Annotated in this window: 22 protein-coding genes and 1 riboswitch; of the genes, 11 read left to right on the top strand and 11 right to left on the bottom strand. The window is 57.6% G+C overall.

All coding sequences use genetic code 11. The annotated features are described in order from the left end of the window. Nucleotides 1–6 precede the first annotated feature (6 nt). The 6 genes from AR306_RS12545 (at nt 7) to AR306_RS12525 (ending at nt 4,136) form a co-directional block, all read left to right on the top strand. Complete coding sequence (locus tag AR306_RS12545) at nt 7–756, top strand: hypothetical protein (protein WP_133539779.1); 750 nt, start codon at nt 7–9, stop codon at nt 754–756. A 29-nt stretch (nt 757–785) separates the two neighbouring features. Next, nucleotides 786–1,727, top strand: a complete 942-nt coding sequence (locus AR306_RS12540; protein WP_133539777.1) for a hypothetical protein — start codon at nt 786–788, stop codon at nt 1,725–1,727. Between the two features lie 59 nt (nt 1,728–1,786). After that, nucleotides 1,787–2,188 (top strand): hypothetical protein, encoded by a 402-nt coding sequence (locus AR306_RS13255; RefSeq protein WP_133539775.1) that lies wholly within the window; start codon nt 1,787–1,789, stop codon nt 2,186–2,188. A gap of 104 nt (nt 2,189–2,292) precedes the next feature. Beyond that, nucleotides 2,293–3,414, top strand: coding sequence for a PIN domain-containing protein (locus AR306_RS12535; protein WP_101497881.1), 1,122 nt, complete (start codon nt 2,293–2,295; stop codon nt 3,412–3,414). Between the two features lie 162 nt (nt 3,415–3,576). Next, nucleotides 3,577–3,849, top strand: a complete 273-nt coding sequence (locus AR306_RS12530; protein ID WP_101497880.1) for a CopG family ribbon-helix-helix protein — start codon at nt 3,577–3,579, stop codon at nt 3,847–3,849. Further along, nucleotides 3,846–4,136 carry a type II toxin-antitoxin system RelE/ParE family toxin gene (locus AR306_RS12525; protein ID WP_101497879.1) on the top strand — a complete coding sequence of 97 codons (291 nt, stop codon included), beginning with the start codon at nt 3,846–3,848 and terminating at the stop codon, nt 4,134–4,136. The genes AR306_RS12530 and AR306_RS12525 overlap by 4 nt, the downstream gene beginning before the upstream one ends. Nucleotides 4,137–4,143: 7 nt before the next feature. Here AR306_RS12525 and AR306_RS12520 read toward each other — a convergent pair whose 3' ends face one another. Beyond that, on the bottom strand, nt 4,144–4,566 hold the full coding sequence (locus AR306_RS12520; RefSeq protein ID WP_101497878.1) for a HipA N-terminal domain-containing protein: 423 nt from the start codon (nt 4,564–4,566) through the stop codon (nt 4,144–4,146). Next, a complete protein-coding gene (locus tag AR306_RS12515) occupies nt 4,563–4,868 on the bottom strand; it encodes a transcriptional regulator (protein WP_101497877.1) in 306 nt (101 codons plus the stop codon). Before AR306_RS12515 ends, AR306_RS12520 begins: the two co-directional genes overlap by 4 nt. 152 nt (nt 4,869–5,020) lie before the next feature. Then, nucleotides 5,021–5,138: riboswitch (TPP riboswitch) on the top strand. An 88-nt stretch (nt 5,139–5,226) separates the two neighbouring features. Between AR306_RS12515 and tenA the strand changes: the two genes are divergently transcribed. After that, nucleotides 5,227–5,895, top strand: a complete 669-nt coding sequence (gene tenA / locus AR306_RS12510) for a thiaminase II (RefSeq protein WP_101498028.1) — start codon at nt 5,227–5,229, stop codon at nt 5,893–5,895. A gap of 30 nt (nt 5,896–5,925) precedes the next feature. Here tenA and AR306_RS12505 read toward each other — a convergent pair whose 3' ends face one another. The 3 genes from AR306_RS12505 to AR306_RS12495 all read right to left on the bottom strand — a co-directional run bounded on the left by AR306_RS12505 (nt 5,926) and on the right by AR306_RS12495 (nt 10,622). Next, on the bottom strand, nt 5,926–7,041 hold the full coding sequence (locus AR306_RS12505; RefSeq protein WP_101497876.1) for an AI-2E family transporter: 1,116 nt from the start codon (nt 7,039–7,041) through the stop codon (nt 5,926–5,928). 237 nt (nt 7,042–7,278) lie between these two features. Continuing rightward, nucleotides 7,279–9,369 carry a phosphate acetyltransferase gene (gene pta / locus AR306_RS12500; RefSeq protein ID WP_101497875.1) on the bottom strand — a complete coding sequence of 697 codons (2,091 nt, stop codon included), beginning with the start codon at nt 9,367–9,369 and terminating at the stop codon, nt 7,279–7,281. Between the two features lie 65 nt (nt 9,370–9,434). Next, entirely contained in the window at nt 9,435–10,622 is a 1,188-nt protein-coding gene (locus AR306_RS12495) for an acetate kinase (RefSeq protein WP_101497874.1), read from the bottom strand. 222 nt (nt 10,623–10,844) lie between these two features. Between AR306_RS12495 and AR306_RS12490 the strand changes: the two genes are divergently transcribed. After that, nucleotides 10,845–11,330: an FKBP-type peptidyl-prolyl cis-trans isomerase gene (locus AR306_RS12490; protein ID WP_101497873.1), complete on the top strand. Its 486-nt coding sequence runs from the start codon at nt 10,845–10,847 to the stop codon at nt 11,328–11,330. Between the two features lie 138 nt (nt 11,331–11,468). Here the strand turns inward: AR306_RS12490 and pdxA are convergent, their stop codons facing one another. From pdxA to AR306_RS12475, 3 genes are read right to left on the bottom strand one after another with little or no spacing between them, the layout of a single operon-like run. Next, nucleotides 11,469–12,452: a 4-hydroxythreonine-4-phosphate dehydrogenase PdxA gene (gene pdxA, locus AR306_RS12485; protein ID WP_101497872.1), complete on the bottom strand. Its 984-nt coding sequence runs from the start codon at nt 12,450–12,452 to the stop codon at nt 11,469–11,471. Further along, complete coding sequence (locus AR306_RS12480; protein WP_101497871.1) at nt 12,449–13,741, bottom strand: peptidylprolyl isomerase; 1,293 nt, start codon at nt 13,739–13,741, stop codon at nt 12,449–12,451. The genes pdxA and AR306_RS12480 overlap by 4 nt, the downstream gene beginning before the upstream one ends. Beyond that, a complete protein-coding gene (locus tag AR306_RS12475; protein ID WP_101497870.1) occupies nt 13,731–16,502 on the bottom strand; it encodes an LPS-assembly protein LptD in 2,772 nt (923 codons plus the stop codon). Before AR306_RS12475 ends, AR306_RS12480 begins: the two co-directional genes overlap by 11 nt. A gap of 126 nt (nt 16,503–16,628) precedes the next feature. Here AR306_RS12475 and AR306_RS12470 point away from each other — a divergent pair, with 126 nt between their 5' ends. The 3 genes from AR306_RS12470 to AR306_RS12460 are packed head-to-tail and all read left to right on the top strand — an operon-like array spanning nt 16,629 to nt 19,125. After that, on the top strand, nt 16,629–17,669 hold the full coding sequence (locus AR306_RS12470) for an aminoglycoside phosphotransferase family protein (RefSeq protein ID WP_101497869.1): 1,041 nt from the start codon (nt 16,629–16,631) through the stop codon (nt 17,667–17,669). Further along, nucleotides 17,666–18,328 carry an N-acetylmuramate alpha-1-phosphate uridylyltransferase MurU gene (gene murU / locus AR306_RS12465; protein WP_101497868.1) on the top strand — a complete coding sequence of 221 codons (663 nt, stop codon included), beginning with the start codon at nt 17,666–17,668 and terminating at the stop codon, nt 18,326–18,328. The genes AR306_RS12470 and murU overlap by 4 nt, the downstream gene beginning before the upstream one ends. Beyond that, nucleotides 18,325–19,125 (top strand): co-chaperone DjlA, encoded by an 801-nt coding sequence (locus AR306_RS12460; protein WP_101497867.1) that lies wholly within the window; start codon nt 18,325–18,327, stop codon nt 19,123–19,125. The genes murU and AR306_RS12460 overlap by 4 nt, the downstream gene beginning before the upstream one ends. Nucleotides 19,126–19,132: 7 nt before the next feature. On the opposite strand, the gene AR306_RS12455 is transcribed toward AR306_RS12460, so the two are convergent. The 3 genes from AR306_RS12455 to AR306_RS12445 all read right to left on the bottom strand — a co-directional run bounded on the left by AR306_RS12455 (nt 19,133) and on the right by AR306_RS12445 (nt 21,490). Further along, the gene (locus AR306_RS12455) at nt 19,133–19,783 is read right to left on the bottom strand and encodes a c-type cytochrome (RefSeq protein ID WP_166627908.1); all 651 of its coding nucleotides are present in this window, start codon (nt 19,781–19,783) and stop codon (nt 19,133–19,135) included. A gap of 97 nt (nt 19,784–19,880) precedes the next feature. Further along, nucleotides 19,881–20,903: a DUF3530 family protein gene (locus AR306_RS12450; RefSeq protein WP_101497866.1), complete on the bottom strand. Its 1,023-nt coding sequence runs from the start codon at nt 20,901–20,903 to the stop codon at nt 19,881–19,883. A 47-nt stretch (nt 20,904–20,950) separates the two neighbouring features. Then, the gene (locus AR306_RS12445) at nt 20,951–21,490 is read right to left on the bottom strand and encodes a tetratricopeptide repeat protein (RefSeq protein WP_101497865.1); all 540 of its coding nucleotides are present in this window, start codon (nt 21,488–21,490) and stop codon (nt 20,951–20,953) included. Between the last annotated feature and the right edge of the window lie 97 nt (nt 21,491–21,587).

Here is a 21,587-nt window from a genome sequence, read left to right as displayed (position 1 = left end):
CATCGGATGTTTATAAAAACAAGAGCAATTTTAGAAGCTTCTGAATCAGCATTGTTGGGGTTTTCATCAAATCGAAGTTTGCTGAAGCCGGCTCAAAGGTTGTTTATTTATCCACTTGTTTATCTCAAGGTAGGCTTTGGTGATTTTACAAAGCCAATGACAATCTGGTCATTGGTGAGTTTTACTTTGCTAGTTGTGTTGATATTATTTTCTTCAAGCTTAGAAATACCTAATGAAATATTTCTTGTGTCATTCAATGCGTGTATCTGGGGAGTGCTGCTCTTAACAATGTTTTCAACGCCTAGTAGCTATGCGTTTTATGGAGCTACTGAAGCAAGTGTAAATAGAGTTGTTGAAATCCTTGATCAGAATAATGTTCACAAGGAAGTAGACGTAGAACTTCTTGAAGAAAATATAGAGAAAGTAGAGAAACGCATTGAAGCTAGAGTTGGTTTTTACAAGTGGATCATAGGATCATTTTGGGGGCTATATTTTCTTTTGGTGAACTTAGAGTTGCGCTTTGTAGGTTTATCAGGAAAACCAATAAGTGATGATTTCCTACAGAGCACATTTGAAAGCTTTCTATATGTAATTCTATTCACTGCATTTGCATTGCTGGCAATGAATAGCTACAAACGTGCATCAAATATGCTTATGGCAAACCTTCAGTATGCTTGTGTTGAGCAAAAGGCACGACAGCAGCTGCTTAACAAGTCAAGGCAGCAGGACGCCAGCGAAGCTGTCGCCTCTGCTTGAAGCGTTATGCAAAATGAAGAGTAGAGACCATGCAGGATAGAATGGAAGAGTCGAGAAGACGCGAAGAGGCGAAGAAGGAGAGCGAGTACTTAGAGGCTCGCGAACGTGAATTGTCCCGATACAGGGATATCATCGAGCAGCAAGAGCGTGAGCTAGATGCCTATAGATCACGACTTAAAGAAGAGCAGCTAGAAAAGGAAAGGGAGCTTCGAAAAGAGTTCGAAGAAAGAGAAAAGTACTTTATCGACAGAGAAAGAAAGCTAATTGAGCGTCAAAAGGATTTTGAAAAGCACTTCCACATGCGAGAAGCTGAAGCAGCTGAACTACGGCACCGTTTGGAGAACGAAGTTGCGCAACGTGAAGCCGATTTGAAGCGAGCCTTTATCGAATTACAGCAGGAGAAGGAGCGGTTAACTGAGGAAGGTAGAAAGAAACTAGAACAAACATCAAGAGATTACGTAGCAGATGCTCTTGAGGCTTTGGGCCGAAAAGAGTCGAAGTTTCATATGATTTCAAAAGTATGGAGTGGAATAGGCGCAGCATCATTGGTTTCGGGCTTCGCTTTTTTTGTTGTTGTAACTTTCACCACCAACATTGACGGGCTGAACTATATAACTTGGCCGTTCTTGATTTTCAATTTATTCAAAGGCCTTATTGCTGTCGGCCTGCTTCTTGGTATTGCAAAATATTCATATATGTTTAGTAGCTCTTACATGCAGGAGTCGCTCAAGAATGCCGACAGGAGTCATGCCATTAACTTTGGTAAATTCTATCTTGAGTCTTATGGTGCCACTGCGGATTGGTCGGAAGTAAAAGAGGCGTTCGAGCACTGGAACATCACCGGGTCAAATGCTTTCAGCAAGCGGGAAAACGTGAGTATGGATGCTGATGCGCTAGAAAAAGCAATTGGTGTGATAGTAAACGCCGGAAAGACAGCTATGAATGGTTCTGGGAAAACTGAAAAGGCATAACAATGCGTTGCACCGGACAAGCCGGTGAACGCGGCGTTATGGCTCGAAGGAACCCGACAATGTGGAAATGGATAAGATCGTTGCTTCCTAACAATAATGACGATGAAAAGCACAGACCCAATGCGTTGTCGAGTCCTTATGCTGCAGTTAAAGTTTGGTTCGATGAAGATAGAGCATGGTCACACTGGCCAGATAGAGAGCCACAGTATGCGTCGTGGAATGAACTGATTGGTGTTGCTGTAGAAACTACTGATCAGGGTCCATTTGTAGAAGATGTTTGGTGGCACCTAGCAACGAAAGACGGAGTAGTAACCTATCCAAGCGAAGCAACAGGTTCGGGGGAATTACTAGAGCGACTTCAAAAGATCCCTACATTCAACAACGAGCGTTTGATCGAAGCAATGTCATCTACGTCAAATCAAACGTTCATACTATGGGATCATGAAGGTCGGCATCAATAAAGCCATAACAAGCGCAGGCACCGCGACAAAATTTCCGCTGCGCTTCAATTTTGCCCGTGCTGCGGGCGTTATGCCGCTCGGGCGCGATAGATGAGAAATAAATAATGGATTACGGTGCTATCACAATAGATACATCAATTTTTGACCAAAAAGGGCTGAAGCTAGAGTCTGGAATTTTGAAGACGCTTGAGCAGTTCAGAGGCAAGCCGTCCCATCTTGTGTTGTCGGAAATTGTAATAAGAGAAGTTCATAGTCATCTGAAACGAAAAGCCTCAGATTCACGAGAGCAAGTAGTTAAGGCAATACGTGAGAGCATTGTGAGCTTGTCTGTGTCCGAAGAGAGTGCAAGAATTGCCACCGAATCATTGGTTCCAATCATTGATGATGCGGAGGTGGCTAAGAATAGGCTGGCATCCTTTATTGATAAGACTGGTGCCGAGATAATCCCTGCCACAGGTCGTGTTAGTTTAGATGAAATAATTAAAAAATACTTTAGCGCTGAAGCGCCGTTTGCTCCTGCGGGGAGCAAAAAGAATGAGTTTCCCGACGCTATAGCTTTAATGTCGCTAGAATCTTGGGCAAAAGAGAATCAAACCAAAATTTTAGCCGTTTCGAAAGATGGCGACTGGAAGCGTTTTTCTGATGGCTCAGACTTTATTGATGTAGTGGAAGACCTCGCAGAAGCGATTGCTACTTTTCAGCCACATTCAGCGGCTATGGAGTTCTGTACTCGTATTGCTGGAACGTTGCCAAGTGGGGAACCTTCAGATCTGTACAAAATGATAAATCAGTACGTTTCTGATGCTGTTGGTGAGATGGATCTATATCCAGATGCTTCTTCTCAGTTTTTCTACGAACCAGATTACGTTGAGGTTGTGTTGGATGAATTTGAGTTCTTGGTTGACGAAGAGGGGAATGCGCTCTTACAACCTGTCCAGGGTCAGAATGGAACACTGATCGTCGAAGCAAAGATCATGATCACAGCCACTGCATCAACTTCATTCGCTCTTACCGTTCGAGATTCTATAGATAAAGACTATGTGCCAATCGGAAGCGCTTCGGCCTCGACGGAGTTACAGTTTGAATCTGAAATCCTTCTTACATTTGAAGGGAATTTTGAAGAGCACCAAGAGGATATAGATCTAACTGACTTTGAGCTTCTTTCCTGCCCTTCAGATGTCGATTTTGGCGTGATTGAGCCGGATTGGTGGCATGAAGAACAATAGGCATAACAATCGGCTGCACGGCGACCGATTTTCCGCCGCTTTGCGGCTCCAAATCGGCGCGTGAGCCGGGCGTTAGATGCATTGCCCCACCGCGCGTCGCGCCCGCTTGCCCTCGCGAATGCCATGTAATACATTGCATTCAACAGTATGGAGGGTATCCCTATGAGCGTCACAACCGTCCGGCTTCAACCAGAGCTCGAAGAAAATCTCGGGGCTATGGCCGAGAAGCTTCAAAGAAGTAAAAGTTGGCTTATTAATCAGGCGCTTAGAGAGTTCTTTGAGCGGCAGGAGCTAGAGCAGAGCCGCTGGCAAGAAACACTGCAAGCTATGGAGTCAGTGGCACAGGGCCAAGTCGTATCCGGCGAAGCTGTAGGTGCCTGGCTTCAAAGCTGGGGCACCGACAATGAGCTGTCTCCACCGAAGGTTGGTCAATGAGGCTGGTCTACTCAGAAAACGCTGTGGCAGACCTCGTTCGCCTGCGCGAATTCATAGCAGAGAAAGATCCTCTTGCTGCTGCACGCGTTGCAGCAGAGCTCCTTTTCCGCATCGAGAATCTTTGTCTATTTCCAGAAATGGGCCGCGCTGTTGAGCTTGCTCCAAACCCCAAAGCTATTCGCGATGCAGTTTTTGGGAAATACATAATCCGGTATTCAGCCTACACAGAAACTGTCGTAATTCTTCGTATATGGCACCACAACGAAGACCGTACACAAAGTACCTAACAACTGGTTAAAGTCGTTCGCTTCGCTCACTGGCACGGGCTGAAGCCCGCCCCTTAACCAAACCACCCATGCGATACGAATCATGCACACCCAGCAGGTAATCCAGTTCCGTCAAGCGGCTGGTGGCACGCAAACCATTGCGTTGCTCAATCGCTGCGCGGCGTTGCATCAGGATTCGTTCCCAGCGATCCGGTGAGGAATCCAGAAAAATTCTAAAATTTTTATCGGCGGTATCGTTATAGGCGTGACCAGGGTGCAAATACAGGGCAGGGTCGATTTGCAGGCAATGACTGGAAGCTAAAAAATCCGGACTGTATTCAAAACCAAACACACTGCCACGGCTACTGTCCGCATAGCTTAGATGGCCGACCAGCAAGGGCTCGGCAATGGGCTGCCAGTGGGCATAGACCTCGATAATTTCGCGGCTCATTGGCGACCCTCCAGTAGCTTGATGTTTTGCAGCTTGATACCGACTTCATCGTGGGCGGCCAGCTCGGCGAAGTTGTTCTCCAGTCCCAGCACGGCCATGACTTTCAGATAGGTGCCAATGGCTACGCCGGGATCGCCGGCAAATACCTTGTTGAGTGTCTTGGGATCAAAGCCGGTACGTTCGCACATCAGCTTTTTGCTGTAGCCGCGCCGCTTCATGGCCAGCAGCAGGTCCTGACCAAAGGTTTGCAGGATTTTGGCTTGCCCGGGAAACAGGGTTCGGTGGATGCTTCTGGATTGCACGGGACTATTATCCCTATTTTTTAAAACAATAGGGATAATAGTCCCTTGGTTGCGGCTTGTGCAAGTTGCTGATGTGGATGCTAATGATGCCGTCCAGTTTCACGAACTGAGACCCCGGGACCCGCGATGGCTAATTTGCTACACTCCATCCCACTTGCTTGACAGGGTGCCGGTGATTCCGGCTGAGATGGCGCATGGATAACCCCGAGCGCTGGTCCTGTTGAACCTGATCCGGTTAGTACCGGCGTAGGAATCAAGCGGTGGTCCGGAGCCCCTTCTACGTGTTCGTAGCCATTCTTCCGGACCTCTCTGCCGATACCCGCCTGTCCTCCGGATTGTTTTCATGACCGGAGGTACCATGAGTTACTCTTTTGCTGATCTGACTGCTGCCTGCCACGACGAGTGGCGTGCCTATATCGAGCACGAATTCGTGCGCCAGCTGAGTGAAGGCAGTCTGCCAGCTGACGTTTTTCGCCATTATCTGAAACAGGACTATCTGTTCCTGATCCATTTTGGCCGTGCCTATGCGCTGGCTACCTACAAGAGCCGCAATATTGCCGAGCTGCGTCATAGCCTGGACGGTTTGAAAACCATCATCGACCTTGAACTGGGCCTGCATGTGGACTATTGCCGCGAGTGGGGTATCAGCGAGGAAGAGCTGGCCGCGCTGCCCGAAGCCCGTGCCACCATGGCCTATACCCGCTATGTGCTGGATACCGGCAACCGTGGTGACCTGCTCGACATGCATGTGGCACTGGCGCCCTGCCTGGTCGGCTATGCGGTGGTGGCGGACTGGATCAACTCACGAGCCGAAACACTGCGTGGTGACGGCAACCCCTATGAAGCCTGGATCAGGATGTATGAAAGTGACGGCTTTCAGGCCGCGCGCCGTGCCGAAGAGGCCTGGCTTGACGAGCGTCTGACCGAGGTGACGCCGCGCCGCTTCGAGGAGCTGGTCACCATTTTCCGCGATGCCATCCGGCTGGAAATCGCTTTCTGGCAGCAGGGGCTGGACCTTTCCATCTGAGGCGAAAGATGAGGCCGGGCCGACCGGGATCTAGGTCTCCGTATCAGGCCCGCCTTGGCGTGCCTTGATCTCTTTCAGGTCCTGGATGAATTCACGCCAGAGCATCACCAGTACCACCATCAGTGCTGGCCCGATGAACAGCCCAAGAAAGCCCATGGTTTTCACGCCGCCCACCAGGCCGAAGAATGTGGGCAGGAAAGGCAGTTTGATCGGGCCGCCGACCAGCCTTGGGCGGATGAACTTGTCGACCAGGAACAGCTCGAAGGCTCCCCATAGAAATAGCAGGATGCCTTCGGTGGAGTGGCCGGTAGCCGTCAGGTAAAGCGATACCAGGGTGAAGCTCAGGGGAGCGCCACCGGGGATCAGGGCCATGAAGCCGGTGACGATACCCATGATGACGGGCGAGGGAAAACCGGCAATCCAGTAGGCCACGCCGAGAATGATGCCTTCGGCAATGGCAATGACGCTCATGCCCAGTACGGTGGAGCGAATCGCCTGGGGAATGACCCTGGAATAACGGAACCAGCGCCGGGGGTAGAAATATTCTCCCGCCTTGTCCAGCTGGCCGACCAGGCTGTTGCCGTCCTTGTACAGGAAAAACAGGGTAATCAGGGTAAAGGTCAGTGTCAGGAAAATATGCAGGATGCTGCCGCTGGTGGAGATGACGTTGCGGTAGACCGAGCCGATGTTCTGGCTGCCGAATACCTGGGTGATCTCGCCAATCATGCCGGGCGCACTGAGGTGCTCATTCCAGCTTTCCGTCAACCATTCGCCAATCAGGGGAATGGATGCGAACCAGTCCGGAGCTGTGACGCCGGTGGCGTTGGCGCTGACCGCCCAGCCGAGAAAGCTGATTACCTCCTTGATTGTGTAGGAGGTCAGGAAGCCCAGCGGTGTAACCAGGAAGATGATCGCGGCCAGGGTGGCCAGGCTGGCAGTGGTCTTGTGTTTCTGCCCGAGGTAGTCGAGCACGCGGGTGTAAACGGGCCAGGTGATGATGGCAATGATGAAGGCGATGATGATCGGCTTGGCGAAGGAATGGAAGAAGTAGACGCCGGTGGCCAGAATCAGGACCAGGGTCAGCCTGATCCAGAAAGCATGAAAAGGAAGATAGGCGGGAGGCTTGGCGTTCGGCTGTTGTTGCATGGCTTGTCCTTTGTTGTCGGGCCTGGCCCTTGTTGTGCGGAAGCCGTCCGGCAGGGTGGTGCATGTGGTTTCACGGACAGGGAATTGATACTAGCACAGCGAAATTTGCAGGGAGGCGGATGAAATAAAATTTAACCATCTGCCGGCAAGGTGCAGAAGTGCAGCAGCTGTTTAGCTAACCCGAAACGAAAAAAGCCCGGACATTTCTGTCCGGGCTCTCTGTGCCTTGAGTGACGCTTAGTCCAGGGCGGCGGCCTGGATGGCGGTCAGGGCCACGGTGAAGACGATGTCTTCGACCAGGGCACCACGGGACAGGTCGTTGACCGGTTTGCGCAGACCTTGCAGCATCGGGCCGACACTGACCACGTTGGCGCTGCGCTGCACCGCCTTGTAGGTGGTGTTGCCGGTGTTCAGGTCGGGAAACACGAACACGGTGGCACGGCCGGCCACTTTGCTGTTGGGTGCCTTGGAGCGGCCGATGCTCTCGACGCTGGCTGCGTCGTATTGCAGCGGGCCGTCAATTGCCAGTTGTGGTGCGCGCTCTTGGGCAATGCGGGTGGCTTCGATGACTTTTTCCACTTCGGCACCGGAACCGCCGGAGCTGCCGGTGGAGAAGCTGATCATGGCCATGCGTGGCTCGATACCAAATGCCTGGGCCGACTCGGCGCTTTGCAGGGCGATTTCGGCCAGTTGCTCGGCGGTCGGGTTCGGATTGACGGCACAGTCGCCGTACACCAGTACCTGGTCGGGCAGCAACATGAAGAACACCGAGGATACCAAGCTGTAGCCGGGGGCGGTCTTGATCAGTTGCAGGGCCGGACGGATGGTGTCGGCAGTGGTGTGGACCGCACCGGAAACCAGTCCGTCAACATCGTCCTCGGCCAGCATCATGGTGGCCAGCACCACGGTATCGCTGAGCTGCTCGGCAGCCTGTTCTTCGGTCAGGCCGCGGCTCTTGCGCAGCTCGACCATGGGTGCAACGTATTTTTGCTTGATCTCTTCCGGATCAAGGATCTCGATACCAGCGGGCAGGTTGACGCCCTGCTGACGGGCCACCGAGCGGATTTCCTCCGGATTGCCGAGCAGGACACAGTTGGCAATGCCGCGTTCCTGGCAGATGGCGGCAGCGCGAATGGTGCGCGGCTCGTTGCCCTCGGGCAGGACGATACGCTTGTTGGCGGCCTGGGCACGCTTGACCAGCTGGTAACGGAAGGCGGGCGGTGACAGCAGTGGCACGCGGTCGGTAGCGCAACGGGCGGTCAGCCAGACCTGGTCAAGGTAGGAGGCAATGTGTGTGCTGGTATTGCGGGCACGCTCCAGATCGGTAACCGGGATGGCGCGCGGCAGACGGGTAAGCTGATAGGCGGTGTCGTAGGAGCCGGTAGCGACGCTCATCACCGGCAGGCCGCCTTGCAGGGCACCTTTGCCCATGTCCAGGATGCTGGCGTTGGGTACATAGCCGCCAGTCAGCAGCAGACCGGCCAGACGAATGCCGTTCATTTCGGCCAGGCTGGCGGCCAGGATCACGTCGTCACGGTCACCGGGCACCACCACCAGGACATTGTCCTGCAGCAACGGAACGATGTTGGCCACTGTACGTGAGCACAGGATGACCTTCTGGACGCGGCGATCGTCAATTTCGCCCTTGTTGAGGATGTCGGCCTTGAGGAAGCCGGAGTAGTCGGCGGTGCGGGGTGCGTTGAGTTCCTCGCGGGCATTGATGCAACCGATCAGGTGCAGGTCGCCCTTGCGCAGTGCCGGCAGGTGGCCCTTGAGCTTTTCGGCAAAGCCGTTCAGGGACGGGCTGGTGACCTTGTTGATGACCACGCCCAGTACCTTGGGTGCGCTGGTGCCGCCAAACAGTTGTGCCTGGGCTTCGATGCGGTCGGAGATCTCGTCGAGGTCCTCGCTCTGCTGGGCGCTGACCAGAATCACCTCGGCGTCCAGCGTGCGGGCCAGGCTGGCGTTGATGCGCTCGACGTATTGGGCCTGGCGCGAGGGAGTCATGCCTTCAACGATGATCACGTCGTAGTGCTCGGCCATCTCCTGGTGCATGCTGACGATTTCTTCCATCAGTTCGTCGATCAGGCCGTTGCCGACCATGCGCTCGACGTGGCTCAGGCCGAGGCTGGCAGGCTGGCGCGTGTCGTACAGACTGGCCATCAGCTGGCTGACACGTTCGGCACCGCTCTCGCTGGGGTGGGGTTGGGCAATCGGCTTGAGGAAACCGACCCTGAGGCCGGCGTTTTTCAAAACCTGGACCATGCCCAGGCTTACGGAGGTCAGGCCAACACCAAAGCCGGTCGGGGCAAGCAAAAATGTATGCATTCTGGAGTCCTGTATAAGTCTGTCTACAAGAAAAAAGGCCGGCGAGGGTGCGCCGGCCATCTGGATTATTTGCCGTCGATGACCGCCAGGGTCTCATTGGCGATCTGGCGCTCTTCGTTGGTCGGCACGACCATTACCAGCGGATGGCCTTCGGCACTGATCTTACCACCTTTGCCGCGCACGCACTCCTGGTTGGCTGCGTCGTCCAGCTTGAAGTTGAAGACGCGCATGTGGTCCAGGGTTTTCTTGCGGATCAGGGTGGCGTTTTCGCCGATGCCGCCGGTGAACAGCAGGCCGTCCAGACGCGGCAGGGCGCAGGACAGGGCAGCCAGGGACTTGGCCAGGCGGTAGCAGAAAATCTCGATGGCAAGGGCGGCTTTCTTGTCGCCTTTTTCGCTGGCCTCGATCAGGGTGCGCATGTCGTTGGACAGGCCGGACACGCCGAGCAGGCCGCTCTTCTTGGTGAGCAGGGTTTCCACGTCCTGGGCGCTGTAACCGAAGGTGCGGTGCAGGTGGACCTGCAGGCTCGGGTCGACGTCACCGGAACGGGTACCCATCACCAGGCCTTCCAGCGGCGTCAGGCCCATGGTGGTGTCGCGGCTTTCGCCGTTGACCACGGCGGTGGCGGAGCAGCCGTTGCCCAGGTGGGCGACCAGCCAGCAGCTGTCTTCGACCGGCAGGCCGGCCATTTCCGCGCCCTTGCGGCTGACATACATGTGGCTGGTGCCGTGGAAGCCGTAACGGCGGATCTGGTGCTGGGTGTAGAACTCTTCCGGAATGGCGTAACGGTAGGCATGTTCCGGCATGGTCTGGTGGAAGGCGGTATCGAACACGCCGATATGGGGCAGCTCCGGGTACAGGCTGATGGCGGCGTTGATGCCCATCAGGCCGGGCGGGTTGTGCAGGGGAGCCAGTGAAGCGTTGGCTTCGATCACGCCAATCACTTCGGGAGTCAGCAGACAGGCTTCGTGTACCTGGGAGCCGCCGTGAACGACACGGTGGCCAATGCCGGTCAGGGTGCCGGCGGCTTTTTGTACGTGGGGCAGAATCTGGGCCAGGGCTTCGGCGTGATCGGCATTGCCCAGTTGCAGATGTTTTTTCTCGCCGTTTTCCTTCCAGGTGACTTCGGCTTCCGGGGTGCCGATACGTTCGGCCAGTCCTTCAATGATGAAGTCGTCCCGGTCCTCGTTGACCAGGGCAAACTTGATGGATGAGCTGCCGCTATTGATGACTAGAATATTGCGTCCGGACATAATTTTCTCGTTTGGTTGGTTTGTAATTGTAAGACGGTTATGTACTGACCAGCCGGTATCTTGTTGTTGTAGGACGGCTCCGGTCCCCAAAAAATAGGCCTAATGTTCGGGTGGGTATCAATTAAGGTCAATACTGCTATAGGTCTAGTTAATCTAAAGTCGCATTCGTTTTTGGTAGAAGGTACACTGCGCTGTCACTCACAAAACACAGGTTTTACAATCATGCAAATCGCCGAAAACGCAGTCGTGGCCATTGACTACACATTGCGCAACGATGAGGGAGAAATTCTTGACAGCTCCGAAGGTGCGCAGCCCCTGGCCTACCTGCATGGTGCGGCCAACATCATTCCCGGCCTGGAACAGGCGCTGGCTGGCAAGTGTGCCGGTGATGCGCTGGATGTCAGCATCGAGCCGGAGGATGCCTATGGCGAGTACAGCGTGGAACTGGTTGCGACATTGAACCGCAGCATGTTCGAGGGTGTGGACGAGTTGCAGCCCGGTATGCAGTTCCATGCCTCTGCTCCTGATGGCGGCATGCAGGTTGTCACCATCCGCGATGTTGACGGTGACCAGGTGACTGTTGACGGCAACCACCCGCTGGCCGGCCAGCGCCTGAACTTCCAGGTCAAGGTGGTCAGCGTACGTGCTGCTACCGAAGAAGAGCTGGCGCACGGCCATGCCCACGGTGAAGGTGGTCATCACCACTAGGCGCATTTGCCAGACAGCAAAAAGCCCGGAGTTTCCGGGCTTTTTTTGTTGGTATTAACGGCTGCAGTAGCGCTTTTGTGCGAGCGGGCTTGTCCCGCGAGAATATCCGGGCACACACCACCGGTGCAAAAAACCTGCTTATTTGTTGGCTGCCATCTGGAACGCGGTGACCAGGGCGATTTGCAGGCTGCCGGTGTCGATATTGCCGGTACCGGCCAGATCCAGCGCGGTGCCGTGGTCGACCGAGGTACGGATGATCGGCATGCCCAGGGTGATGTTGACGGCAGCGCCAAAGCCCTTGTGCTTGAGCACCGGCAGGCCCTGGTCATGGTACATCGCCAGTACGGCATCACACTGCTTCAGGTTGTTCGGAGTGAACAGGGTATCGGCGGGCAGGGGACCGGTCAGGGTCATGCCGTCTTGGCGCAGGCGTTCCAGTGCCGGAATGATCACATCCAGCTCCTCGCGTCCCAGATGGCCATCTTCTCCGGCGTGGGGGTTGAGACCGCATACCAGAATGTGCGGATTCTTGATGCCGAACTTGTCCTGCAGGTCGCGGTGCAGGATGCGGGTGACGCTGTCAATGCGCTCGGCGGTGACGGCATCGGCCACATCCCGCAGTGGCAGGTGGGTGGTGACCAGCGCCACACGCAGGCCGTGGGTTGCCAGCATCATGACCACTTGCGGTGCGTCAGTGAGCTGCTGCAGGAACTCGGTATGCCCGGAAAAGGGCACGCCGGCCTGGTTGATGATGCCCTTGTGGACAGGGGCGGTGATCATGGCGCTGAACAGCCCGTCCAGACAGCCCTGACCGGCACGGGTCAGGGTTTCCAGCACATGCTGGGCATTGGCTTCGTCGAGCCGGCCGGGTGCGACCGGCTGGTAGAGGGGCGTATCCCAGACATACAGGGTGTTGACGGGAGCCGGCTGGTCAGGGAGCTGTTGCGGGTTCACTGAGCTGAGCTGGACATCCAGCCCCAGCAGGGTAGCCCGCTCACGCAGCATGTCGATGTTGCTGATGACGATCACCGGATAGGGCTGTGCGGCCTGGGCCATCATCAGGCACAGGTCGGGGCCGATGCCGGCAGGCTCACCCGGGGTAAGGGCAAAACGCAAAGTCATGGTTCTTTGATCTCCACATAGGCTTCGTCACGAATTTCCCTGAGCCAGAGTTGAAGCTCTTCTTCATATTTGCGGTTGTGCAGCAGGTTCAGGGCCTGCTGTTCGCGCTGTTCCAGGCTGCTGTCGCTAAAGCGGCGGTCCAGCACCTGCAGCACGTGCCAGCCGAACTGGCTGGCAAAGGGTTGTGACAGCTCGCCAATGGCGGTCTGTGCCATAGTCTCGCGGAATGCCGGTACCAGGCTGTCGGGGCTGACCCAGTTGAGTTCGCCCCCGTTGCGGGCCGAGCCCGGGTCTTCGGAAAACTGGCGGGCCAGCGCGGCAAAGTCTTCGCCGTTTTTCAGGCGCTGGTAAATGCGTTGTGCCAGCTGCTCTGTGGCTTCGGCAGTGCGGATTTCGCTGGGTTTGAGCAGAATGTGGCGGACGCGTACCTCTTCGCTGTAGCTGGCGTCGTCGGCACCTTCCTTGTCCAGCAGCTTGAGCAGGATGATGCCGCCGGCGGTGCGTATGGGCTTGCTGACCTCGCCGGGCTGCATCTGGGCAACGGCGCTATCGAAAGGTGGTGGCAGCTGGGCCGCCTTGCGCCAGCCCATGTCGCCGCCGTCAAAGGCGTTCTCGCTGGCAGAGAAGCGTACCGCCAGTTGCTGGAAGTCCTCGCCTTTCTGCAGGCGTTGCAGCACTTCATTGACACGGGCCTGGGCCTGGTCGATTTCGTCGGCGGTCGGGCTGTCAGGCAGGGGGATCAGGATATTGGCCAGATGGTAGTCATCGGCCAGCTGCATTTGGCCGAGGGCCGAGTTGAGGAAGTTTTTCACTTCCTGTTCGGTCACCTGGACCTGCTCGGATACACGGTACTGGCGCACCCGGTTGATGGTCACTTCCTGACGGATCTGCTCGCGCACGCTCTGCAGTGACATGCCGCCGGCTTCTGCCAGTGATTGCAGAAACTGTTGCGGGCTGGCGCCGTTGCGCTCGGCCAGGGTCTGGATGGTGTCGTTCAGTTCTTCATCGCTGATGCGGATGCCGGAGCGCTCGGCGATCTGCATTTGCAGCTCGTCGAGGATCAGGCGATCCAGCACCTGCTGGCGCAGCTCGTCTTCTGGCGGCTGCTCGCCGCTGCGGCGGGCGATGGTATTGCGCACTTCGTCCAGCCGCTTGGCGTACTGGCTGTGCATGATGATGCCGTCATCGACGATAACGGCAATGCGGTCCAGGGGTTGCTCGGCGGCAATACTGCTGCCGGTGGCCAGCAGCAGTGCCAGGCACAGGGATTTGATCGGATTAATAGCCATGTTGCTCACGTCGTTGATAGCCGGGGATGCCTTCATCCAGGAAGGTGCCTACCTTGTTGCCGGTCACGCCACCCAGTCCTTTCAGGATGACTTGCAGGAAGATGCCGCGATCCGGGCGGCGGTTGTCTTCGGGGGACATGCTGCGCTCGTCGTAGTCCACCCAGTAACGCTGGATCAGGCGGACTTTCCAGCAGCAGTTGCTGTACTCGAAGCCGCCGAAGGCGTCGAGGGTACGGCTGCGGTTGTAGTCGAACTGCCAGCGGGCGATGGCGTTCCAGCGCTGGAATACCGGCCACATGATGGAGGCATCGGTTTGCTCGATCTTGTAGAAGTCCTTGTAGGTCTTGCCGGTGCTGGAGTTGTAGTAGTCGGTGCTGCCGGTTACCCAGCGGCCTTTGTCCTCGTCAAAGTAGACCCCGTCGTTGCTGTAGCGATAGCCGAAGTTGATGATCTTGTTCAGGTTGTCTTGAGGCTGATAATTGAACATCAGGCTGCCGGTGCGCGTCCGGTGCTCGTTCGGATCCCAGGCCCAGTCGGCGTTCAGGCGCCAGTCCTGGTTGAAACGCAGCATGTATTGCGTGGCATAAGGCGAGCGGCTGGCAGTGTTGCGACGATTGAGCTTGTAGTCGTCCTTGTGTTCGGCCGACAGCATGACCTTGCGGTCCGAGAGGTAATAGGCCTGGCCAATGGCGGCACGCTGACGTTCGAAACCGGACTCTTCCAGCCAGCGCCAGGTCAGGCCCAGCGAGATCTGGTTGGTATCGCCAATACGGTCACGGCCGGTAAAGCGGTTGTCGCGCCACAGGCTGGAGTAGGTGAACGAGCTCTCACTGGTGTCGAACAGTGGAATGTCCAGCTGGTCTTCGTAGGGTACGTAGAGATAGAACAGGCGCGGTTCCAGAGTCTGGGTGTACTGTTTGCCAAACATCTGGCTGGGGCGGTCGAAGTACAGGCCGCTGTCGATGCTGGCAATGGGCACGCTGCGGCTGGCGTTTTGCTTGAAGCGGCGTCCATTTGCGAGCAGGTCATCCTTGCCTTTGCGATCCAGATCCAGGTCGTACCTGGTGTAGGCGTACTTCAGGGCCGGCTTGACAAAACCCCAGCTCCAGCTCATCGGCATGCTCAGGCTAGGCTCAAGATGCAGGCGGCTGCCGTCGGCGCGGTCAATACCGCTGAGGCGGGTGTCGCGCCATTGCTGGACTTCGCCGTCACGATCAGTGAATGAACCCTTCTTCAGCGAACGCTCAAAGCGCACCAGCTCGCTCTGGTAGGCCAGTTGCAATCCGCCCCACTCACCGGGTACCCGCCCATTGAGTGTCAGCTGGGGCAGCTTGTTGTGCGGCGTGATGTCGGTCACGTTGGCCCGCTCGTAGGCATGCAGGTTGAGGCCCGCAGTGTAGCTGTCGCCACGCCAGCGCAGGCTGGCACGCTGGTCAACCGTGGTGTCTGACGACTCGCGAATATTGGATGACAGGTCCTGGAAGTAATAGGGGTCGCTGATATCGGTGTAGTCGATTTCGGCCAGCAGCCGGTTATTGAAACCGTGCTGATGTTGCCAGGTGTACATCCAGCGGTCTTTTTTATATTCGGACTGGCGCTTGCGTTCTTTTTCCTGGTCATCGCCCAGCCAGGCACCGCCGACCATGCCCTCGCTTTTTTTGGTCAGGTAGCGGAATTCGCCTTCGGTCAGCAGGCCGCGCTCACTCATGTAGTTGGGATACAGGGTGGCATCCATGTGTGGAGCAAGGTTGATGTAATAAGGCGTGGTCAGGTCCACACCCTTGCGCCGGCTGTAACTGACGCTGGGCGGCAGGAAGCCGGACTGGCGACGGTCATCGATCGGGAAGTGGATATAAGGGGTGTAAAAAACCGGAATATTTTTCACCCGCAGGGTGACGTTGGTGGCGGTACCAAAGCCGGTGTCGGGGTTGAGGGTGATGTTGTTGCTCTGCAGGTGCCAGTCATTGTTGCCGGGCACGCAGCTGGTATAGCTGCCGTTCTTCAGGCGGATGATGCCTTCTTCCTGGCGCTTGATGTAGTTGGCAGTGCCGCGAGACTGCATTTCATGCAGTACGTATTCGGCGTTGTCTATCTGGGCTTCGCCGGAGTCGAGCTGGATCCGGGCATGGTCGCCGACAATCAGCACATCACGGTCACGCAGGCTGACGTTGCCGTCGAGCCGGCCCAGACTGGTTTGCTGGTTCAGCTCGGCGCTGTCGCCGGTGAATTGCAGGCTGGCCTGACGCAGGATCACGTTGCCGTCCAGCGTGGTGATCTGCTCCGGCTGGTTGTAGCTGGAGCTGTCGGCGCTGGCGAAAATAGGTGACTGGTTCAGCGGGGTGTTGTCATCCTTGCCCAGGCGAGCGGGTTCGATGTAAGTGCCGGCACAATAGGGGGCGATCTCTTCCAGTTGTGCCGCGCTGAGCTGGTCACGGGGGATCCAGTCCAGATGGGCGTAGGGGTTGGCGGCAGTGCTGCGGCGGATGTCGACCGCCCCGCTTTCGTCAGAGGCCGGCTGCCCTGTGGCAGCCGGCGTGCTAACGGTTTGTTGCTGGCTGGCGGGTGCCATGGGGGCCGGGGCTGTTGCCGGGCGTGGAGCCACCCGGGCTTTTTCTTCGGTGACACACAGCCATTGGCCATTGGGGCCGACAGTACAGTTGAATTCGTTGGCCAGCACCTGTTGTGCGGCAAAAGGGTGAAGCGCGGCAAAAATGCCCAGGGCCAGCGCGGTGGGCCGTAAAACCTTGTAGGGTTGAGTCATCGTTTCTGGATCCGTACTGCCTGCATTTCAGGGACTGATATTCCCGCGCAACTCGAACACGGGATTAAGATAGGCGATAATAAAGCATGGCCCGCTTTCGGGCCAGCATCCATTGGAGAATTGAAGATGCCGCAACCACAGGCAAAGAGCGCAGATGCACGTTTTGAAGCCTTGCAAAACTGGTTTTTACAACAGGGCCCGCACCTGGCTGCCACGCTGAATTTGCCGCGGCTGCCGCAAGGGCGCTGGCAGCCGGCCGGCAGTGATGCCAGTTTTCGCCGTTACTTTCGCTGGCAGGCAGAGGGCTTGCAGCTGATCCTGATGGATGCGCCACCGCCGGGTGAAGACTGTCGCCCTTTTGTACGCATGGCGCAGATGCTGGCTGTGGCCGGGCTGAACGTACCCCGGGTGCTGGCGCAGGATGTGCAGCAGGGGTTCCTGGTCTTGAGTGATCTGGGCGGGCAGACCTGGTTGCAGGTGCTGGATGCGGCCAACGCCGACCTGCTGTTCGGGCGGGCGCTGGATACGCTGGTGTGCATGCAACAGATTGATGTGGCCGGCAGTAATCTGCCGGAATATGACGAGGCGCTGTTGCGGCGCGAGCTGCAGCTATTTCCGGACTGGTATGTACAGCACGAGCTTGGCCTGACGCTGGATGCGCGGCAGCAGGAATGCTGGCAGCAGGGCAGTCAGCTGCTGGTGGGCGCGGCACTGAAGCAGGCACGGGTGCTGGTGCATCGAGACTACATGCCGCGTAACCTGATGGTCAGCGAGCCTGATCCCGGTGTGCTGGATTTTCAGGATGCGGTGCTGGGGCCAATCAGCTACGACGTCATCAGTCTGTTCAAGGATGCCTTTCTCAGCTGGCCCGAAGAACGGGTGCATGGCTGGTTGCGCCAATACTGGACCAAGGCGCGCACGGCCGGTTTGCCGGTACCGCCGTCATTTGCGCAATTTGCCCGTGACTGTGACTGGATGGGCTTGCAGCGCCACCTGAAGGTGATCGGCATTTTTGCCCGCATCTGTCACCGTGATGGCAAACCTCATTACCTGCGGGATGTTCCCCGGTTTTTTGCCTATGTGCGGCCGGTGCTGGCGCGTTATCCCGAACTCAAGCCCTTGCAGCAACTCCTCGACAGCCTGCACCTGCCGGAGAACTGCCGATGAAGGCAATGATCCTGGCGGCCGGCAAGGGCGAGCGCATGCGGCCGCTGACCCTGCATACACCCAAACCCCTGTTGCCGGTGGCCGGCAAGGCGCTGATCGAGTATCACATCGAAGCGCTGGCGGCGGCCGGCATCACCGGGCTGGTGATCAATCACGCCTGGCTGGGACAGCAAGTGGAGCAGGCGCTGGGCGACGGCAGCCGTTATGGCGTCAGCATCGTCTATTCACGCGAAACCGAGCCGCTGGAAACCGGGGGCGGCATTCTGCGGGCGCTGCCATTGCTGGGTGATGACCCCTTTGTGCTGGTCAATGGCGATATCTGGGCCGATTACGATTTTGCCCGTTTACCGCAGCAGCCGGACGGGCTGGCGCATCTGGTGCTGGTGGATAATCCTGAGCATCACGGTGGAGGCGATTTTGCCCTTGAACAGGGACAGGTGCGCAGTGCCGGAGCATCGATGCTGACTTATAGCGGGATTGCCGTACTGCACCCGCAGCTGTTTGCCGGTTGTGCCGGCGGAGCATTCAGGCTGGCGCCCTTGTTGCGCGCTGCCATGGAGGAGGGGCTGGTGAGTGGTGAGCATTTTGCCGGACGCTGGCTGGATGTGGGTACGGTCGAGCGGTTGGCGCTGGCCGAAAGCATGGCGCTGCAGGCATGATCTGGCCGGCGGTTCTGGTTTTCGTACTGGCCATTACGGGGTGGTGGCTGGCCAGTATTCCCGGCCTGCTGCTGGGTACCTTGCTGGGCGTCTGGCTGGACCGCCGTCTCGGCAACAAGGGCTGGTCCAGGTTACAGAATATGCTGCCCGCCGGCCGCCCAGCCGGTAAGGCGGCATCTGCCAGTCAGGTGCAATTCATGTTGCTGGGTCATCTGGCCAAGCTGCATGGCCGGGTGCTGCCGGCCCATATCCAGCAGGCCCGCGTGGAAATGCGTCGACTGGGGCTGGACGGTTATCCTTACCAGGCGGCGATTGCCGCGTTCAACCAGGGCAAGGGCATGGAGCTCAAGGCGCTGCGGCGTGACCTGCAGCGCGCCTTCCGCCAGGACCTGGCTGCAGAGCAGTTATTGCTCAGTGCCTGGCGGCTGGTCTGGGCGCAGGGGCGTGCCGATCGTGAACAGTATCAGGCGCTCAAGCAGTGCGCCGGCTGGCTGTCAGTCGGTACCGGACGGTTGCTCCAGCTGGAGCAGCAGGTCAAGCCGCAAAGCCGTCCGGCCAGCGGCATGCGGGTACGCCTGGACGAGCGCGACCGGGCTTTGCGGTTGCTGGGTCTGCAGCCGCCGGTGGAGGATTTTTCCCGTGTGCGGCAGGCATATCGCCGCTTGCTGAGCGAGCACCATCCGGATCGCCTGATTGGTGCCGGAGCGAGCGAAGAGCAGGTGCAGCGGGCCAACGAAAAAACCCGTGCCCTGCATGATGCCTACAGCGTGCTACGCAGGTATTACCAGTCCCGCTGATGCATTGCTAGGGATTGAGCCCCTGCAGGTAGTGGGCCAGCACCTCGACATCCTCGTCGGTCAGGATGGCCGCGATAGGAATCATCTCTGATTTGGCACGGCTGGGGTCCTTGCTGCGGAACAGCTGCAGGGAATGGCGGATATAGCCGGCCCGTTGTCCGGCCAGGCGAGGCTTGTCGAAGCCGCCAGTGGCGTCCGCACCATGGCAGGCGGCACATTGCAGGAACTTGCTCTTGCCTTTTTCAGCCAGGTCCGGGCGGTCTGAAGTTTTGACGGCCACCTTTTGCATACCGAAATACAGGGCGATATTGATGCGCTCTTCCAGACTCAGTGTTTTTGCCAGCTTGCTCATCACATAGTCGGTGCGTTCGCCGGTGGCGAATTTTTCGAATGCGGTAAACAGGTATTGCGGGTTTTGTGCGGCAAGATTGGGTATGTCGTCGCGCGTGCTGTTGCCGTCCGCGCCGTGGCAAGCCTTGCAGAAAGCGATCCGCTCTTCTGCGCTGGCGTATGCCTGGCGGGTCAGTTCGGGATCGGCCTGCAACGCCTGCAGGCGTTGCAGCGCTTCCTGGATTGTATTGGCGTATGCGGCAGGGCTGGCTGCCAGCAGTAACGTGACGGACAGCAGAAAAGTGCGAATCGTGGAAGTAATGTGCATGTTGAATCCGGTTGACTGGACAGAAAAATAATCAGGTTGCCAGAATGTAAGCCAGATCGGTTGCAAAAAGAGCTGATCTGAAGCAATGAAACGCCTGTTAATTGGCGTCAAGAAGTATAAGCCATCCCTTGACTCTGCGCACCAGTTCGCCCTCCTGCAGTGCTTCGGCGGGTTCGCGCAGCCCCGTTTGCCGGTACTGGCTATTGGCGTTGCGCTTGCTGCTGTTGAGGCGCTGGCGGGCTGCCTGTGAGGCACCGGCATTGAGTGCAAGGTAGTAATCAGCCACAGGGATATTGAGGCGTCCACTCAGTTCGTCCAGTGCCGGGGAGGGCTCGGCCTGTTGCGGGTGCAGCAGGATCAGCGCATCTGCCGGTGGCGAAGGTTCTTGTGCGGCAAGCCAGCGTAGTGCCCAGTAGGCGCCCTCCTGCTGGCCAAGCACGACCAGGCGGGCTGGCTGTGATTCGCGCGCCATGTTGCTGGCTGCATCAAGCAAGGCCAACATGCGCCGGGCATGGTCGGGTTTGGCTGTTTCTTCGCTATCAGCGGTTGCGGTGCTGGCCGGTGCATCCGCATCCGGAGCGCTCATGCCATCGTCGTCAGCGGGTTGTTCTGGTGTGTCGGGCAAGGGCGCTTCAGCGGCCTGCACTTCCGCTGCGTCGTTTTCTTCAGGGCTGTCTCCGGTGTCCGGCAGAAGGGGCTCGGGAGGTGGTGATACATGCAAGCCGGCAAAGTCCGGTGCGGGCAGCTGCAGGCTCAGGGTGTGCCAGCCTGAGTCGGGCAGGGTTTGGCGCAGGCGCTCAATGTTGAAGGTGGCATCTGCCGGCTGGCCCGTGCCCGGCAGCAGGATCACCCAGCCTCGTGCCTGGCTCTGGTTGGCCGGCAAATAGAGGGCTGCTGCCGCCTCGAATTCGCTGTGCAGGGCGCGGAACTGCCCGGGGTAGGCGCGTTGCAGGCGCTGCAGCTCAAGCTGGTGCTGGCTGCGCAGGGATGGACGCTCGATCTCCTCCGCTACGCTGGCCGGTTGTCCGGCCAGCTCAGGGTCGCTTGCGGTGTCGCTCTCGCCAGCATGCAGCAGGGCGATACAGCAGCCTAGTGCCAGGATGATCAACCGTTTGCCCATGTGCTGATGACTCCGTTGACGTAAAAACAGGGCTGCGCCAGTCAGCCTCACTCGCTATCGCTGTGCAGGCTTTGCTCCTGGATATGGCGCAGATAACGGCGGAAAATGTGTGACAGTACATCGTTGGCCTGCTTGAGTTCGTCGCGGGACATTTGCGCGTCGAGCAGGTCGCTGGCGTCAAAGGCTTCATCCGAACCGTTGATGGCCGACATTTTCAGGATGACATAAGCCTGGGGGCGGTTGACCGCAACCCCTTCGCCATGGGCAAACATCAGGCCCAGGCGGTACTGGGCGCCGGCGTGGCCTTGCAGCGATGCCTGTTCATACCAGTGCAGGGCCTTGTTGAAATCTTGCCCGGCGAGTGTGCCATCGTGCCAGTAATTGCCCAGTTGATACTGGGCTTCGGCGTGGCCCAGTTCGGCCTGGCGGATGCACAGTTTGAGGTCTGCGGCCAGTGTCGGGCCCTCTCGCAGGGGCTGGCATGTGCGCGGGCCGGCGTCGATCAGCAGCGGCGGCTCGTCCGACCGGGCGCTTGTCGCGCCCAGTGTCAGCAAAAGGGCAAACAGGGTAAGATGGACCGCTTTCATGGGTATGCAATGATTCCGCTGGCAAAGCCATCCGGCTACGGACGGCGTACGCAATGGCAGGCAGCCGTGCCGGGTTGGACATTAATCATGCGTGCAT

The sequence above is a fragment of the Thiopseudomonas denitrificans genome (assembly GCF_002866065.1).
Taxonomy (GTDB): Bacteria; Pseudomonadota; Gammaproteobacteria; order Pseudomonadales; family Pseudomonadaceae; genus Thiopseudomonas; species Thiopseudomonas denitrificans.
This window is presented reverse-complemented; position numbering and strand designations above follow the sequence as displayed.

What these genes read in the sequence shown, in the direction of transcription:
- AR306_RS12545 (WP_133539779.1), top strand. Translation starts at nt 7, where the DNA reads ATGTTTATAAAAACAAGAGCAATTTTAGAAGCTTCTGAATCAGCATTG.
- AR306_RS12540 (WP_133539777.1), top strand. Translation starts at nt 786, where the DNA reads ATGCAGGATAGAATGGAAGAGTCGAGAAGACGCGAAGAGGCGAAGAAG.
- AR306_RS13255 (WP_133539775.1), top strand. Translation starts at nt 1,787, where the DNA reads ATGTGGAAATGGATAAGATCGTTGCTTCCTAACAATAATGACGATGAA.
- AR306_RS12535 (WP_101497881.1), top strand. Translation starts at nt 2,293, where the DNA reads ATGGATTACGGTGCTATCACAATAGATACATCAATTTTTGACCAAAAA.
- AR306_RS12530 (WP_101497880.1), top strand. Translation starts at nt 3,577, where the DNA reads ATGAGCGTCACAACCGTCCGGCTTCAACCAGAGCTCGAAGAAAATCTC.
- AR306_RS12525 (WP_101497879.1), top strand. Translation starts at nt 3,846, where the DNA reads ATGAGGCTGGTCTACTCAGAAAACGCTGTGGCAGACCTCGTTCGCCTG.
- AR306_RS12520 (WP_101497878.1), bottom strand. Translation starts at nt 4,566, where the DNA reads ATGAGCCGCGAAATTATCGAGGTCTATGCCCACTGGCAGCCCATTGCC.
- tenA (WP_101498028.1), top strand. Translation starts at nt 5,227, where the DNA reads ATGAGTTACTCTTTTGCTGATCTGACTGCTGCCTGCCACGACGAGTGG.
- AR306_RS12505 (WP_101497876.1), bottom strand. Translation starts at nt 7,041, where the DNA reads ATGCAACAACAGCCGAACGCCAAGCCTCCCGCCTATCTTCCTTTTCAT.
- pta (WP_101497875.1), bottom strand. Translation starts at nt 9,369, where the DNA reads ATGCATACATTTTTGCTTGCCCCGACCGGCTTTGGTGTTGGCCTGACC.
- AR306_RS12495 (WP_101497874.1), bottom strand. Translation starts at nt 10,622, where the DNA reads ATGTCCGGACGCAATATTCTAGTCATCAATAGCGGCAGCTCATCCATC.
- AR306_RS12490 (WP_101497873.1), top strand. Translation starts at nt 10,845, where the DNA reads ATGCAAATCGCCGAAAACGCAGTCGTGGCCATTGACTACACATTGCGC.
- pdxA (WP_101497872.1), bottom strand. Translation starts at nt 12,452, where the DNA reads ATGACTTTGCGTTTTGCCCTTACCCCGGGTGAGCCTGCCGGCATCGGC.
- AR306_RS12480 (WP_101497871.1), bottom strand. Translation starts at nt 13,741, where the DNA reads ATGGCTATTAATCCGATCAAATCCCTGTGCCTGGCACTGCTGCTGGCC.
- AR306_RS12475 (WP_101497870.1), bottom strand. Translation starts at nt 16,502, where the DNA reads ATGACTCAACCCTACAAGGTTTTACGGCCCACCGCGCTGGCCCTGGGC.
- AR306_RS12470 (WP_101497869.1), top strand. Translation starts at nt 16,629, where the DNA reads ATGCCGCAACCACAGGCAAAGAGCGCAGATGCACGTTTTGAAGCCTTG.
- murU (WP_101497868.1), top strand. Translation starts at nt 17,666, where the DNA reads ATGAAGGCAATGATCCTGGCGGCCGGCAAGGGCGAGCGCATGCGGCCG.
- AR306_RS12460 (WP_101497867.1), top strand. Translation starts at nt 18,325, where the DNA reads ATGATCTGGCCGGCGGTTCTGGTTTTCGTACTGGCCATTACGGGGTGG.
- AR306_RS12455 (WP_166627908.1), bottom strand. Translation starts at nt 19,783, where the DNA reads ATGCACATTACTTCCACGATTCGCACTTTTCTGCTGTCCGTCACGTTA.
- AR306_RS12450 (WP_101497866.1), bottom strand. Translation starts at nt 20,903, where the DNA reads ATGGGCAAACGGTTGATCATCCTGGCACTAGGCTGCTGTATCGCCCTG.
- AR306_RS12445 (WP_101497865.1), bottom strand. Translation starts at nt 21,490, where the DNA reads ATGAAAGCGGTCCATCTTACCCTGTTTGCCCTTTTGCTGACACTGGGC.